Annotated in this window: 15 protein-coding genes; 3 read left to right on the plus strand and 12 right to left on the minus strand. The window is 70.7% G+C overall.

The features are described 5' to 3' along the window. Positions 1–8 precede the first annotated feature (8 nt). The 6 genes from ACH34Q_RS14705 to ACH34Q_RS14730 form a co-directional block, all read right to left on the minus strand. Positions 9–881 carry a carbohydrate ABC transporter permease gene (locus ACH34Q_RS14705; protein WP_395983453.1) on the minus strand — a complete coding sequence of 291 codons (873 nt, stop codon included), beginning with the start codon at positions 879–881 and terminating at the stop codon, positions 9–11. Between the two features lie 56 nt (positions 882–937). Next, on the minus strand, positions 938–1,831 hold the full coding sequence (locus ACH34Q_RS14710) for a carbohydrate ABC transporter permease (protein ID WP_395983454.1): 894 nt from the start codon (positions 1,829–1,831) through the stop codon (positions 938–940). After that, on the minus strand, positions 1,828–2,868 hold the full coding sequence (locus ACH34Q_RS14715; protein ID WP_395983455.1) for an ABC transporter ATP-binding protein: 1,041 nt from the start codon (positions 2,866–2,868) through the stop codon (positions 1,828–1,830). The genes ACH34Q_RS14710 and ACH34Q_RS14715 overlap by 4 nt, the downstream gene beginning before the upstream one ends. 27 nt (positions 2,869–2,895) lie before the next feature. After that, entirely contained in the window at positions 2,896–4,296 is a 1,401-nt protein-coding gene (locus tag ACH34Q_RS14720) for an ABC transporter substrate-binding protein (RefSeq protein ID WP_395983456.1), read from the minus strand. A gap of 158 nt (positions 4,297–4,454) precedes the next feature. Continuing rightward, positions 4,455–5,252, minus strand: coding sequence for an ABC transporter ATP-binding protein (locus tag ACH34Q_RS14725; RefSeq protein WP_395983457.1), 798 nt, complete (start codon positions 5,250–5,252; stop codon positions 4,455–4,457). A 31-nt stretch (positions 5,253–5,283) separates the two neighbouring features. Continuing rightward, positions 5,284–6,258 (minus strand): ABC transporter permease, encoded by a 975-nt coding sequence (locus ACH34Q_RS14730; RefSeq protein WP_395983458.1) that lies wholly within the window; start codon positions 6,256–6,258, stop codon positions 5,284–5,286. A 238-nt stretch (positions 6,259–6,496) separates the two neighbouring features. Between ACH34Q_RS14730 and ACH34Q_RS14735 the strand changes: the two genes are divergently transcribed. The 3 genes from ACH34Q_RS14735 to ACH34Q_RS14745 all read left to right on the plus strand — a co-directional run bounded on the left by ACH34Q_RS14735 (position 6,497) and on the right by ACH34Q_RS14745 (position 8,887). Then, positions 6,497–7,987 carry a bifunctional phosphatase PAP2/diacylglycerol kinase family protein gene (locus tag ACH34Q_RS14735; protein ID WP_395983459.1) on the plus strand — a complete coding sequence of 497 codons (1,491 nt, stop codon included), beginning with the start codon at positions 6,497–6,499 and terminating at the stop codon, positions 7,985–7,987. A 118-nt stretch (positions 7,988–8,105) separates the two neighbouring features. Continuing rightward, positions 8,106–8,330, plus strand: a complete 225-nt coding sequence (locus ACH34Q_RS14740) for a DUF6158 family protein (protein WP_395983460.1) — start codon at positions 8,106–8,108, stop codon at positions 8,328–8,330. A 32-nt stretch (positions 8,331–8,362) separates the two neighbouring features. Next, a complete protein-coding gene (locus tag ACH34Q_RS14745) occupies positions 8,363–8,887 on the plus strand; it encodes a YceI family protein (RefSeq protein ID WP_395983461.1) in 525 nt (174 codons plus the stop codon). On the opposite strand, the gene ACH34Q_RS14750 is transcribed toward ACH34Q_RS14745, so the two are convergent. Genes ACH34Q_RS14750 through ACH34Q_RS14775 form a run of 6 tightly spaced genes read right to left on the minus strand, consistent with a single transcriptional unit; the run spans position 8,860 to position 14,051 of the window. Next, complete coding sequence (locus ACH34Q_RS14750) at positions 8,860–9,702, minus strand: hypothetical protein (RefSeq protein WP_395983462.1); 843 nt, start codon at positions 9,700–9,702, stop codon at positions 8,860–8,862. The genes ACH34Q_RS14745 and ACH34Q_RS14750 overlap by 28 nt on opposite strands. Then, positions 9,699–10,868 carry a glycosyltransferase family 4 protein gene (locus tag ACH34Q_RS14755; RefSeq protein WP_395983463.1) on the minus strand — a complete coding sequence of 390 codons (1,170 nt, stop codon included), beginning with the start codon at positions 10,866–10,868 and terminating at the stop codon, positions 9,699–9,701. The genes ACH34Q_RS14750 and ACH34Q_RS14755 overlap by 4 nt, the downstream gene beginning before the upstream one ends. Then, on the minus strand, positions 10,868–11,230 hold the full coding sequence (locus ACH34Q_RS14760; protein ID WP_395983464.1) for a hypothetical protein: 363 nt from the start codon (positions 11,228–11,230) through the stop codon (positions 10,868–10,870). Before ACH34Q_RS14760 ends, ACH34Q_RS14755 begins: the two co-directional genes overlap by 1 nt. Next, the gene (locus tag ACH34Q_RS14765) at positions 11,227–11,961 is read right to left on the minus strand and encodes a hypothetical protein (RefSeq protein WP_395983465.1); all 735 of its coding nucleotides are present in this window, start codon (positions 11,959–11,961) and stop codon (positions 11,227–11,229) included. The genes ACH34Q_RS14760 and ACH34Q_RS14765 overlap by 4 nt, the downstream gene beginning before the upstream one ends. Positions 11,962–11,982: 21 nt before the next feature. After that, complete coding sequence (locus tag ACH34Q_RS14770) at positions 11,983–13,164, minus strand: glycosyltransferase family 4 protein (protein WP_395983466.1); 1,182 nt, start codon at positions 13,162–13,164, stop codon at positions 11,983–11,985. Positions 13,165–13,178: 14 nt separating this feature from the next. Further along, positions 13,179–14,051: an NAD-dependent epimerase/dehydratase family protein gene (locus ACH34Q_RS14775; RefSeq protein ID WP_395983467.1), complete on the minus strand. Its 873-nt coding sequence runs from the start codon at positions 14,049–14,051 to the stop codon at positions 13,179–13,181. Positions 14,052–14,054 lie beyond the last annotated feature (3 nt).

Genomic DNA, 14,054 nt, shown 5'->3' on the forward strand with positions numbered 1-14,054 from the left:
CGGCGCTTTCAGGTCTTGACGGCGCCCATGGTGAAGCCCGTGACGAAGCGATCGAGGAACAGGTTGAACAGCAGGGCGATCGGTACGGCCATGATCACGGTGGAGGCCTGCAGGGACTGCCAGAAGAAGACGTCCCCCCGGATCAGCTGGGTCGGGACGCCGGTGCTGACGACCATCGTGGGACTGGACGAGACAAAGGCGAGCGCGTACACGAACTCGCTGGCCGTCAGCGTGAACGTGAACACGACGACGGCCACGATGCCGGGGAAGACCAGCGGCAGCACGGCCCGCAGGAACGCGCCGAGGCGGCTGTGGCCGTCGACCATGGCCTGCTCCTCGATGTCCTTCGGTACGGCCTTGAGGAAGCCGATCAGGAGCCAGACCGAGACCGGGACGGTGATCGTGGGATAGACGACGATCATCGACCAGAGCGAGTCGTCCAGGCCCAGCCCGACCACGACGCGGGTCAGGGACAGGAACAGCAGGGACGGCGGCACCAGGTAGACCATGAAGATCGCGATGCCCATCGTGGTGCCCCACGGGCGGTTCAGGCGGGCCAGGCTGTACGCGGCGGGCAGCGACAGGGCCAGCGTGAGCAGGACGACGACCAGGCCGACCACGAGGGTGTTCCACACGAAGGTGAGGAACGGGGTGTCGTTCAGCAGGAACGTGATGTGGTCCGATGTGGCGGGCTCGTTGAACAGGAACGGGTTGCTCTCGGGGTCGTAGAGGTCGCGGTTCATCTTGAACGCGCTGACCAGGCTCCACAGGAACGGCAGCGCGCAGACCAGCGCGGCCAGGATCGCGGCGCCGTACACGCCGCAGCGCGCCGCCACATGGCGCCGGGCGTACTTCTTCCGCAGCCGGCCCGTGCTCGACAATCCTGTACTGGTCGGCCCCGTGTTCGCTGGCACGGTGGTGGTCGGAGCCTTGTCCATCACTGGGCCCCCAGACGGCGTACGGCCCGCAGGATCGCGATGGCGCCCGCCAGCAGGATCGGGAAGAGGAACAGCGCGATCGCCGCGCCCTGGCCCACGTCGCCGCCCTCGATGCCGCGGAAGTAGGCCCACGACGCCAGCGTGTCAGTGGAGTGCGTGGGGCCGCCGCGGGTCAGCACGTACGAGACGGTCATGTCGGTGAACGTCATGATCGCGCCGAACAGCCCGGCCACCGCGATGACCGGCAGCGCGAGCGGGATGGTGATCCCGAACATCCGGCGCCAGAACCCGGCCCCGTCGATCCGGGCCGCCTCGTCGATGTCGCGGGGGATCGCGATCAGCCCGGCCATCACGATCACGGCGGCCAGCGGGGTCAGCCGCCAGACCTGGACGGCGATGACCGAGGCCATCGCGGTGCCCTGGCCGCCCAGCCAGACGACGTTGCCCTCGATCAGCCCGACCTGGCGCAGCACCCAGTCGACCGGGGAGTAGATCGAGTCCAGGAACCACAGCCACGAGATCGTCGACAGCGCCACGGGCGTGGTCCAGGGCAGCAGGACGAGGAAGCGGACGAACCACTTGCCCCGGAAGTCGGCGATCAGGATGTTGGCCAGGATCTTGCTGAACACCACGACCAGCACCATCGTCACCAGCGTGAACAGCAGCGTGTTGCGCAGCGACCGCCAGAACACCCGGTCGTCGAAGACCGCGTCGAAGTTGCTCAGCCCCACCCAGTCGAACGAGGGGTCCCCGGTGGTCACGTCCGAGAACGCGAACGCGATCGCCAGCACGAACGGCACCCCGACCAGCGCGAGGATGTAGATCACGGAGGGCAGCAGCATCGCCCAGGCCAGGAACCCCTCCCGGTCGGCCAGGGCGGCCCGCCGGCTCACTGCCCGATCCGTACGGGATCGGTCCGGGTGCCCTCCTCGGCGTGGAAGAAGCGCAGCCGGCCGGCGGCCACCGCGAACCCGTGGGTCTCGCCGGGTTCCAGCGGTACGGTCACGGTCGCGGGCAGCCGGGCGATCACCCGTGTCTCCTCGCCGATGCCGGTGACCGTCCCGTAGATGTGCCGGTCGCCGGACAGGTACTCCATCCGGTCCACCTGGAGCGGCATCGTCACCCGTTCGCCGGAGACGATCTCGGCGGGCAGCAGATGCTCGGGCCGGAACCCGACCAGCACGTCCCCGTGCGGTACCAGGTTCATCGGCGGCGACCCGATGAACGTCGCCACGAACGTGTCGGCCGGGTCGTCGTACACCTCGACCGGGGTCCCGACCTGCCGGACCCGGCCCCGTTCCAGCACCGCGATCCGGTCGCCCAGCCCCATCGCCTCGGCCTGGTCGTGGGTCACGTAGATCGTCGTGGTCCCGACCCGTTCCTGGAAGCGGCGCAGCTCGTCCCGGGCACTGGCACGCAGCTTGGCGTCGAGGTTGGACAGCGGCTCGTCCAGCAGGAACACCGCCGGATCCCGGACGAGCGCGCGCGCCAGCGCCACCCGCTGCCGCTCCCCGCCCGACAGTTGCCGCGGCTTGCGCTCCAGCAGCGGCTCGATGCCCAGCAGTTCCGCCGACCAGCGCGCCTTCTTCGTCCGCTCGTCCTTGGGCATCTTCTCGGCCTTGAGCGGGAAGACGATGTTGTCGTGCACGGTCTTGTGCGGGTAGAGCGCGTACGACTGGAACACCATCGCGACCTGCCGCACCCGAGGCGGCAGCCCGTTCACCACCTGCCCGTCGATCAGCACCTCGCCGCCGGTCGGCTGCTCGAGCCCCGCGATCGTACGGAGCAGCGTCGTCTTGCCGCAGCCGGAGGGCCCGAGCAGCACCAGGTACTCCCCGGCGCCGGCGGCCAGATCCACCCCGTCCAGCGCCCGAACCTGCTCGGAACCACCCCGCCGCCGCCGTACATGACCATCAAAGGACTTGGTCAACTTCCGCACCTCAACGGTCTTCACTCGTCAGCCGCCGACCAGGCCGCGGGCGCGCCAGTTCTTGAAGATGGCGTTGATCTGCTTCTCGGCGTCGGCCACCGCGTCCTTGGCGGAGACCTGGCCGCGGGCGGCGCGGCCGAACATGGTGGGCAGGACGTTGGTACTGAAGATCTCGCCGATCGCCGGGTTGGAGGGGCCCGGATAGCCGATGTTGGCGCTCCAGGACGTGGCGTCCTTCAGGAGGCTGAGCTTGTTGGCCGGTTTGGCGCCGTACGGGTCGTCGTCGAGCCAGCCGTTCAGCTGCGGTACGAGGGAGGGCCAGCCGGGCAGGTCGTACAGTTCCGAGTGGTACGTGACCGCCGGGAAGTTGGCGGTGTAGTGCAGCAGGAACTCCTTGGCCGCGTCGGGGTTGGCGGCGTGCTTGGGGACGATCCACTGCTGGATGACGTGCTGGGCGGCCTTGGCGGCGCGGGGGCCGCGCAGGGCGGGGGTGAAGAAGATGTCGTCGCCGATCTGGCGGTTGGTGCCCATCGCGGTGCGCCAGGCGGAGATCGAGTTGAGGATGTACGACGACTTGCCCGCGATCAGGGCCTGGTTGTTGGACGCGGGGACCCAGGAGAAGACCTCCTCGGTCTCGGCCTCCTTGAACAGCCGGGTCATGAACTCCACGGCCTCGATGGTGGCGTCGGAACTGATCGTGACGGCCTCGTTGGCGTCCTGCTCGGCGGCGCCGTACGACCAGAGCAGGGCGCGGGCGGCCATGTTGGAGTCGGTCTCGGGGGACAGCCCGATGCCGCAGGGGACGCCGGTAGTGCGCTTGATCTCGGACGCGCCGCGCAGCAGCTCGTCCCAGCTGCCGGGGCCGTTGGGCAGGCCGACCTTCTGCCACATCGACCTGCGGTAGTCGCCGGGGTCGGGGGACCAGCCGGGGCAGTAGCAGTAGTACCGCCGCGTGTTGGGGTTGTAGCTTGACTTGCGGCACAGTTCGAGCTGCTGGCCCCAGCGCTTGTTGGCTTCTTGGACGACGTCGGCCATGTCCAGGACGGACGGCTCGTACTGGGAGAACGGGGCGATGTGCTGGATCAGGTCGTGGCCCTTGCCGGCCTGGATCTCGGACGCGGCGCGCCGCGGCACGTCGACGGTGTTGATGTGGTCGACGCGGACGTCGACGCCGACCTGCTTGCCCCAGTCGGCGGCGAACTTGTCGAACCACTTGTCGTGCCGGGGGACGAAGTGGCTCCACATCAGGACGCTGAGGGAGCCGCTCAGCTTCTTGCCGGGGGCGGTGAAGACCTCCTTGGGCGCACCGCCGGTGTTCTTCGCCTGGGGGCCGCTGGTCTCGCTGGCGCATCCGGCGGCGAGGCCGTACGCGCTCGCCGCGAGCGCCGTGGAGGACAGGAAGCCGCGTCTGCTGAGCCGATCCGTCATTGGGAGCGCTCCTCGCCGAAGGTCTCCCCCGAATGTGTTCACCTTCGAAGGTAGATCGGCGAGGCCGTCCCATCCAGAGACGGAACGGTAACTCTATGCAACTACCGCCACTGCGTTCCCAGGGACCTCACGAGTCCCCGGGAACGTCCCCGAGACGTCTACTTTCCGTTGGATTCGGTGTAGGCGCGCAGGACCTCTTGGGGGTCGCCGTCCATCTTGACGCGGCCGTCGTCCAGCCAGATGACCCGGTTGCAGGTGTCCTCGATGACGTCCAGGTTGTGCGCCACGAGGAAGACCGCGCCGGCGTCCTTGCGCAGCTCGTCGATCTTGTCCTTGCTGCGCTTGCGGAACTTGGCGTCGCCGGTGGCCAGGGCCTCGTCGATGAGCATCACGTCGTGCGTGCGGGCCGCGGCGATCGCGAACCGCAGCCGGGCGCCCATCCCGGAGGAGTAGGTCGACATCGGGTAGTCGATGAAGCCCTTCTTCAGGTCGGCGAACCGGACGATCTCGTCGTACCGGTCCTGCGTCTCCGCCTGCGTGAGGCCCATGGCCAGGCAGCCGAGCACGATGTTGCGGGAGCCGGACAGGTCGCGCATCAGCGCGGCGTTGACGCCCAGCAGCGACGGCTGGCCGTGGGTGTAGACCCCGCCGCGGGCGGGCGGCAGCAGGCCGGCGATCGCCTTCAGCAGGGTGGACTTGCCGGACCCGTTGGTGCCGATCACGCCGATCGCGTCACCTCGGTACGCGACGAAGGAGACGCCCTGGACGGCGTGCACCTCCTTCATCTGCGGGCGGTTCTCCCGCTTGACGATGCGCAGCAGGGCGCTCGCCGCCGTGCCCTTGCTGCCGCTTCCGCTGAAGACGCGGTAGATGATGTGCAGGCCGTCCACGACCACGATGGGCTCGCGGGTGTGGTCGATGACCACATCGGGCTGCTGTGACGCGGAACTGGACACTGGAGCCTTCGCTGTCCTTTCCTGGAGCGCCTTAGCCACGGCCGTACCTCTCCTCCGCACGGTAGAAGTACCAGAAGCCCCCGCCGAAGGCGATCACTGCCCACAGGATCGCGTACAGCCAGAGCCTGGTGTAGTCCACGTCGTACGGGACCAGGTCCTGACGGAAGCTCTTCATCAGCGAGGTCCGCATCAGGTCGATGTAGACCGCGCCGGGGTTGGCCTCCAGGATCTTGCCCACCCAGGGGTGGCCCTTCTCGGCGAACGTGTGCCCCATCTGCGGGATGAAGAAGAACACGCCGGAGAAGTAGAGCCAGGACCGGGTGATGAACGGCAGCAGCTGCTGGATGTCGCGGACGAACGCGCCGGCCCGGGCGATCGCCAGGCTGATCCCGATGTTGAACAGCAGCTGGAGCGCCAGCACGGGCAGCAGCAGCAGCCAGTACCAGGTGATCGGCTCGCCGGTGACCAGCACGATCACCAGCAGCACGCTCATCGAGATCAGCAGCTGCTGCAGCTCCATCAGCACGTGCGCGAACGGCAGCGAGGCGCGCGGGAAGTGCAGGGCCCGGATCAGCGACAGGTTGTTGCCGATCGACTTGGCCCCCGCGGTCAGCGAGCGCTGCGTGAACGTGAAGACGAACACGCCGGTGATCAGGTACGCCGTGTAGTTGCTGATCCCCTTGTTGGTGCCGAGCAGCACCCCGAAGATCAGGAAGTAGACGCCGGCGTTCAGCAGGGGGGTGAGGACCTGCCACAGCTGTCCGAGCCGGGAGCTGGAGTATGTGGAGGCGGTCTTGGCGGAGGCGAAGTTCCAGATGAACGTGCGGCGCTGCCAGAGCGACCGTACGTACTGGCGCAGCGTGGGGCGCCCCGCGCTCTGGGTCAGCCCGTGTCGTGCGGCGAATTCGGCCAGCGACTCGCTGCTGCGTCCGTTCATGTATGGAGGCTCCGCGATAGCGCCGACCGGCTCGCCACCCGAGGTGCTGAGCCGTTCCGGGTGACTCATGGCCGGAAGCCTATTGCAGTCCACACTGTGTGAGGGACGTTCGCGCATAGGTGAGGCCTGAATTGAGATCTTGGGGAATCATGCCCGACCTGCTGGGGATACCCCCGACATGCAGGCTCATCACCGTCCGCGGCCGATCTTGTCACCGACCGTAATGTTGGCATCTCGTTATGCGGCCTCCGACCATCGCCGCCGCGCGCGCACCCCGGCGCTCTACCGGAGGGGCCCGCTGCGCAGGATGGGGCGGGTCGACCGGTGGGCGTTCGACCGGGTGGCGGCCACCCATCTGCCCGGTCTGGAGTACGTGCTGCCCCGCCTGTCGCGGCTGGCCGACCACGGCGTGCTGTGGTTCACGGCGGCGGGGGTGATGGGGCTGACCGGCCGGGCCCGGCTCCGGCGTGCCGCGCTGCGGGGCTCGATCGGGATCGCGGTGGCGAGCCCGGGGGTGAACATGCTGGGCAAGCACGCGTTCCGGCGGGCCCGCCCGGTCGTCGACCTGGTGCCGCCGATCCGGATCCGCTGGAAGCTGCCGACCTCGCACGCCTTCCCGTCCGGCCATTCGGCGTCGGCGGCGGCGTTCGCCACGGGGGTGGCGATGGAGGCGCCGCGCGCGGTCGCGATCCCGGTGGCGGCCACGGCCGGGGCGGTCGCGTTCGCCCGGATCTACACCGGAGCCCACTATCCGGGGGACGTCCTCGCGGGCGTGGGCATCGGGGCGCTGGCCGCCCTCGGTACCCGGCTGGTCTGGCCGGCCCGGCCGCCGGTCGCGCATGTCACCCGTACGACCACCGAGAAGGTGACGATCACCGGCGACGGGCAGGGCGTCGTGGCGGTCGTCAACGCGGGCTCGGGCGGCGGGGGCGGCTCGGCGGCCGTACCGCTGCTGCCCAGCAGCGCCGAGGCCGCGGTCGCCGTGCTGGAACGGGAACTGCCCGCCGCGCGGATCGTCAGGCCGGGCCGGGACGATGATCTCGTCAAGGTGTTCGAGGAGGCCGCCGGTGAGGCCGAGGTCCTGGCGGTGGTCGGCGGCGACGGGACGGTGAACGCCGCCGCCCTGGCCGCCATGCGGCGCGGCGTACCGCTGCTGCCGATCCCCGGCGGGACGTTCGACCACTTCGCCCGCGCGCTCGGCATCGAGACCGTGGCCGACGCCGTGGCCGCCTATCGCGGCGGCCGGCTGGGCCGGGTCGATCTGGGCCTGATCGCGCCGGACGGGGAGGAGGAGGGGCTGGTCTTCCTCAACACGATCGGCTTCGGCGCGTACACCGAGCTGGTGGAACGGCGCGAGCGGCTGGAGGGCCGGCTGGGCAAGTGGCCCGCGATGGTGGTGGCCGCGCTCCGCACGTTCCGGCACTCCGAGCCCGTACCGATGATCGTGAACGGTCGTTCACGCCGGGTCTGGATGGCCTTCGTGGGCAACTGCTCGTACGGCTCGCGCGGCCCGGCCCCGACCTGGCGCGACCATCTGGACGACGGGCAGCTCGACATCCGGATGGTCACCACGGGCAGCCACGTACCGCGCCTGCGGGCCCTGGCCGCCGTCCTGGCCGGTCACCTGCACGTCACGCCCGGCTACCGTGCCTGGCACGGCGCCACCCTGGAGCTGGTGTCGCCGGACGGCGGGTTCCGGGTGGCCCGCGACGGCGAGCTGACATCGCCGTCCACGGCCGTCCGCATCACCAAGCGCCCCGGATCCCTGGCCGTCTTCTGCCCGCCCACCACCCGTTGACTCGTGGCGTGTTCGTCTCTTCGGCCCGGCGCGAGGGCGAACACGCCACGAGTCAACCTGGCGGGTTCGTGCGCGCCCGGCCGGGTACGAGGCGACCATGAACGCGGAAAGGGGATCGATGACGACCGACGGAGTCGAGCCGCAAGTGCTCAGTGATGAGGACCTCATCCGCGAGCTGCGGCATCTGGGAGAGACGCGCCTGGACGCGCTGCGGCACGCGTCCGACCAGGCCCTCGACGAGCACACGCACCGCACGCGCCAGCTGGAGACCGAGTACCTGCGCCGCAACCCCGGCCGCGAGATCGACCCGGAGCGGATGCGCGCGGGGGCCCGCGCCCGTTGACCCCGCCCGGTCCGGGACGCGAGGCTGGCGGCATGGAAACGATCGAGCTTGGTCCGGAGGCCGGACGGCTGCTGATCAAGACCGGGCGCAGCGGGCTCGGCCGGCGGGCCGGACACGACCTCACGATCGAGGCGACCCGCTGGTCGGGTACGGCGACACGCGCCGGGAGCGCCGAGGAATCCGCCGTTCAGATCACCGTGGCGGTGGACGGGCTCGCGGTACGGGAGGGCACCGGCGGGGTACTGCCGCTGTCGGACCAGGACCGTACCGAGATCACCGGCAACCTCCGCAAGGTGCTCCAGGCCGACCGGCACCCGGAGATCACCTTCGCGTCCACCAAGATCGAGGGCACGCCGTCGGAGTTCACGGTCGAGGGCGAGCTGACCCTCACGGGCCGGACCGAGCCGCTGTCGGTGAAGGCGGCGAGCGAGGGCGACCGGTTCCACGGTGAGGCGACCGTCAAGCAGACCCGGTGGGGGATCAAGCCCTACTCGGCCTTCTTCGGTGCCCTGAAGCTGGCCGACGACGTTCAGATCACGTTCGATCTCCGGCTCTGACCCGTCGGACCCGTCGGACCCGTCGGTCTGGCGCGCGCAGCCCGGGTGAACTGGTCGTCCAGGGTCCGGGGGAACGGCAGGATCCGGTGCCGGTCCCGCCAGGGCGCCAGCCGGCGCACGCTGTTGAAGCCCGCCGCCGTGAAGATCCGTCCAGTGAATCCCGCCGGGAGCCGCACCGGATAGAGATCCCGATGCGTGATCGCGCCGGGTAGACCGGGCGGACGGACGGGCGCCACCAGCGTGAGCGATGGCCGCAGCCCTTCCATCGCCGCGACGTCCTGGGCGTACGCGATCAGCTGCATGATCTCCGGCTCCGGCCCGGCATGGACGATCAGCCAGCCGTCGACGCCGATCACCGGGTCGGACACCTCGGCCGGCGGATCGACCAGTTCCAGCGGGGCGATCTCACCGGACCGGTCCTGGAGGTAGGCGAGATGCTCCGGCGCCAGCTCCTCCAGGACGAGGGTGCGGTCGAAGCGGGGCGCGTCGGGCGGGATCAGCGGCCGGTAGGCGTCCCAGCGCAGCAGGCGGGCCAGGTGGGTGACCTTGGTCCCGGACGGGACGTCACCGGCCGTCAGCTCGCCTTTCAGGCCCGCCGGGAAGGCATCAATGATCAACTCTGCCGGGGCGAGTGCGGCCAGGGCAGGCCCGTACGGCGGGCCCAGCACCCGCCAGGAGCCGCGGACGCGCGGATCGGCGGCGAACGGCGACGATGTCAGCACCGTGGCCGGCCCGTCGTAGCCCACGGTGTGCAGGAAGGCTCGGATCCGGGTCAGGTGGCCGAGCCCGCCGCCTTCCGCGTAGCAGGCGATCAAACCCGCGCCGTCCCGGTGCTCGCCGCTCCAGCGCCCGGCGTCCCAATGCCCGCGGTCTCAGCCAGAACGGCCAGGTAGCCGGCGGTCTCGGCGGCCGGGGTGAAGTCGCGCCGGATCCGCTCCTCGCCCGCCGCGCCCAGCTTGCCCAGCTCCTCGTCACTCGCCCGAGCAGCCCGGTCGATCGCCGCGCGGCAGCCGTGCGAATCTCCTGCCGCGAACACGAACCCGATCTGGTCGTCGGCGACATCGGCCAGGCCCCCGGCGTCCGAGGCCAGCAGCGGGACGCCGAGCGCCGCCGCCTCCAGCGCCACGTTCGGCATCCCGTCATAGAACGAGGGCAGCGCGACAAGATCGCAGGACGCGTAGACGGCGGGCAGTTCGTACCGTTCGAGGAAGGGCAGGAACGAGCAGGCCGGAGCCGTACGCGAGCCCGGTCGTTCCAGGACCGGCTCCTCGACCTCGCCCACCAGCAGCAGGTGGAACGCGTCCGTACGGCCCGAGGCGTCGAGTGCGTCGAGCAGGAATCCGACGCCCTTCTTGTTCTTGAGCTGGCCGATGATGCCGAGCGTGCGCCGTCCCGGCTCGACGTTCGCCGCCCGCCAGGCGCGGGCCCGCTCGCGTTCGGACGGCAGGATCTGCCAGCTGCCGGTGTCGACGCTGTTGGGCACCCAGGTCACCGGGGTGCGCGGGGCGATCACCGACACCAGCGGGGCGTGCGAGCGGGCGACCACGCACACCCGGGCCGAGGCGCGCAGCGCGTCCGCCAGCACGCCCCTGCGGCGCAGCGAGAAGACCCCGGTGTCGATGTCGTTGCCGCGCAGCAGCGTGATCAGCGGCGCCCGCTGGAGGCCGGCCAGCACCGGCCCGGCGAGCATCGCGTACGTGCCGCCGAAGGCCACCACATGGTCGTACGAGAGCCGCTCGGCCTCGATCGTGGTCAGCAGCCGCCGCAGGGCGTGCTCGGGATCATCCTGCAGCGGAGCGGTCAGCAGCCGCCCGCCGTGCTCGCGCTCGACCTTCCAGGGACGGGCGCGGCGGGTCAGATGCGCGACGTCGACCTCGGTCCCGGCGGCGCGCAGCCCCCGGACGATCCGGTCGCACGACTCGGCCATCCCGCCCTTGCTCGGCGGGTAGTGCTCGGTCAGCCAGAGGACGCGGCCCGGCATCAGCTGTCCACCAGCCCATCGTCGTTGTCGTAGCCTTCGCCGCCCGCGTCACCGCCGGTGGACCAGTCGTTCCCCGGCTCGAACGCGCCCCGGTCGTAGGAGTCGAACGTCGAGTACCAGGTGGCGTCCGAATAGGCCTGCGAGCTGCGCTGATAGAAGTGGCGCCGGTAGCCCCACGCCCAGCCGGGGTGATGCGGATCGGGCGATCCGTACCCGTACGCGGCGGCGCATTCCGGGCACAGGCCGTTGGGCCCCTGATGCTCGCCGCAGAGGGGACGGCGGCACTGCGGGCACCAGGAGACCGAGGCGCTCCCGCAACGCCTCAGTACGAAGAAGCCCGTGGTCACGGTGCAGGGGGTCAACGCGCGCTCCTCGCTCCGGGCGGCGTCCACCGGAACAGTTCCGTGGACAGGATCAGGATCTGCTCGATCAGGGCCATGTCGTTCGGCGGGGCGGGGAGCTTGGCGCCTGCCCGGATCAAGGTCCGCCTGCCCTCGCGTACCTTCACCCGGACCCAGGGCGGCGGCGGTGTGGGAGGCCGCCGCAGCGCCGCTCCCGCCGGCAGCCGGCGCGACACGCTGACCTGCTGGACCAGCTTCGTCTTCCGCTTGGTCTTGTACTTGCCGCTGCGGCTGACCTTGTGGACGTCGCGATTCCGGACCCGGTCGGTGACCGACAGCTCCAGGACGCTCCCGTCCCGCAACTCGGCCCGGAGCCGCAGCCACGGGTCCACGCCGTGCGTCTGGATGACCTTCCGTACACCCGGCGCCTGCCCGGGGTACTGGTACGAGGGCCCCATCTTGCCGGGAACGTCCAGCCCGCGAAGGTCGGCGGCGATGGACAGCACCCCGCCCGCGCTCATGTCCTCGGTCAGGACGCGGATCAGCGGTACCAGCACGGTCCTGGACCGGCTGGGCGGCGCCCACTTGTGGAGCCGTACCACCGCGTCGTGCCCGGCCAGGCTGTGCACCAGCTGCGCCCAGTCGGCAGGCCGCAGCGACACGGAGATGCCCCGATGCCAGATCAGCGCCTGATGCAATGGATGAAAGGTGTCGATGGCCGCACGCTGCTCACGCTGCTTACGTCCGAACATGTTCCGGACACCGCCCCTCGCTCAGATCGAACCGTAGACCGCGGCCAGCCGGGCGCGCGAGTGTTCCCACGTGAGACCGTCCTCGATCCTGCGCCGCGCGGCATCGCCCATGGCGCGGGCCCGTTCGGGGTACTCCAGCAGGATCCGTACGGCACGGGCCAGCTCGGCGGGCCGGTCGGCCGGTACGAGACGCCCGTGCTCCCCATCAGCCATCAGCTCCCGGATCACCGGCAGATCCGACCCGGCGACCGGGGTCCCGGCCGCCATCGACTCGATCACCTTCAGCGGCGCGCAGCCCTGGTCGAGGTTGCGGGCGCAGCCGGTGAGCGGCGCCACCGACACCTCGGCGTGCGCCAGCCAGGCCGCGACGTCGCCGTGCGGCAGTGCGAACCGCCAGTCGATCCGCCCGTCCACGCCGAGCCGTTCCGCCAGGCGCCGCAGCGGCTTGGCACGCCGTTCCGGTACGGAGGAGCAGATCACCAGCTGCAGATCCGGCAGGTCGGCGAGCCGCGCGAAGGCGCGGAGCAGCACGTCCACGCCCTGCCACGGCTGGAGCGCGCCGACATAGATCAGGTAGCGCTCCGGGGCCCCTTCGGGACGCTCCGGCCGGGGTACGGGCGTGGCGCCGTTGGGCACCAGGTGGATCTTGCGTTCGGGCACCCCGAGGGCGGCGACCGTACCGGCGATGACCGCCGAGGGCACCACGACGGCGGCGCTGCGCTCCAGGCAGAAGACCTCCAGCTCGCGGATCTTGGCGAGCGCGCCGGGCGAGGCCAGCGGCCAGGTGTGCGCCATCTCGATGGACGGCAGCCCGTTCACCTCGTACACGACCTGCCGCCGCCCGCCCAGGGTCACCGCGGGCAGCGCGCCCCACGGATCGCGGACATGGCAGATCTCCAAGGTCTTCCGGTGCGGCGCCAGATGCGCGCCGACCCATGCCGAGAACGCCTCCGCCCTGTCGATCAGATTAGGGATCGGCTCCTCGAACCGGACGATCTCCCTGCCACCTTCGCGCTGGTAGCGGGGCAGATCACCGCCGCCGATCACTCCCAGCAGGCCGCCGCCGTACCGGGTGAACAGCTCGTCGGCCATCTGCGCGATGTGCACCGCCGAACCCTTGCTGGACGGGAAGCGATCGAACGCCACGTACGCGGCCCGATGGCTCATCGCAGGGCCGGGGTTCATCGCGGGCCCCGTGCTCATCGAAGGAGGTGGGCTCATCGCAGGCCCCGGTGCCAGGCGACCTGATCGGCGATGCCCTCGGCCGGATCGATCCGCGCCGACCAGCCGAGCAGCCGCGCGGCCCGTCCCGCGTCGGCCCAGGTACGGGTCGCGTCCCCGGCCACCGGCTCCTCGCCGCGGATCTCCGGCCGCACCCCGAGCACCTCCGCCAGCAGTCCGATCGCCGCCCGTACCGTGATCGGCTCCGGGTGGCCCACATTGATCGGGATGCCCGGCGGCAGCTCGGCCTCGACCGCAGCCAGGGTCGCCGCCACCACATCATCGACATGCGTGAACGAACGCGAGCGCAGCCCGTCCCCGAACACCGGCAGCGGCCGCCCGTCCAGCGCCGCCTCGACGAACCGGTGGAACGCCATGTCAGGACGCTGCCGCGGCCCGTACACCGAGAAATAGCGTAAGAGCACGACCGGCAGGCCCTCGGCCGCCGCGCTCACGGCGAGCCGCTCGACCTCGGCCTTGCTGCGCGCGTAGGGACTGCCCGGCAGGAGCGGATCGTCCTCATGCGTCGGACGATCACGCCCGGCCGACCCGTACACCGACGAACTCGACGCGACGACGACCCGTGGCCGCACCCCCGCCGGCCTGGCCGCGCATGCCGCCAGCAGCCGCCGCGTCGCCACGATGTTGTCCCGCTCGACCGCCGCCCAGGTGCTCCGCACACCGGGCCGCCCGGCCAGATGCACGATCACATCGGCCTCCGCGGGCTTGGCGAGATCGTCCACCGCCAGATCGGACTCGATCAGCGCGCCGGCCCGGTCCAGGGACAGCACTTCATGCCCGGCCCCGGCCAGCGCCTCGGCCACATGACTCCCGATGAACCCGGCAGCCCCCGTCACCACCACTCGCACGCG

This window comes from Actinomadura sp. 9N407, from assembly GCF_044326315.1.
Lineage (GTDB): Bacteria > Actinomycetota > Actinomycetes > Streptosporangiales > Streptosporangiaceae > Spirillospora.

Coding starts and splice junctions, on each gene's coding strand:
- ACH34Q_RS14730 (WP_395983458.1), bottom strand. CDS start 6,258: ATGAGTCACCCGGAACGGCTCAGCACCTCGGGTGGCGAGCCGGTCGGC.
- ACH34Q_RS14755 (WP_395983463.1), bottom strand. CDS start 10,868: ATGCCGGGCCGCGTCCTCTGGCTGACCGAGCACTACCCGCCGAGCAAG.
- ACH34Q_RS14745 (WP_395983461.1), top strand. CDS start 8,363: ATGGAAACGATCGAGCTTGGTCCGGAGGCCGGACGGCTGCTGATCAAG.
- ACH34Q_RS14770 (WP_395983466.1), bottom strand. CDS start 13,164: ATGAGCACGGGGCCCGCGATGAACCCCGGCCCTGCGATGAGCCATCGG.
- ACH34Q_RS14765 (WP_395983465.1), bottom strand. CDS start 11,961: ATGTTCGGACGTAAGCAGCGTGAGCAGCGTGCGGCCATCGACACCTTT.
- ACH34Q_RS14720 (WP_395983456.1), bottom strand. CDS start 4,296: ATGACGGATCGGCTCAGCAGACGCGGCTTCCTGTCCTCCACGGCGCTC.
- ACH34Q_RS14740 (WP_395983460.1), top strand. CDS start 8,106: ATGACGACCGACGGAGTCGAGCCGCAAGTGCTCAGTGATGAGGACCTC.
- ACH34Q_RS14735 (WP_395983459.1), top strand. CDS start 6,497: ATGGGGCGGGTCGACCGGTGGGCGTTCGACCGGGTGGCGGCCACCCAT.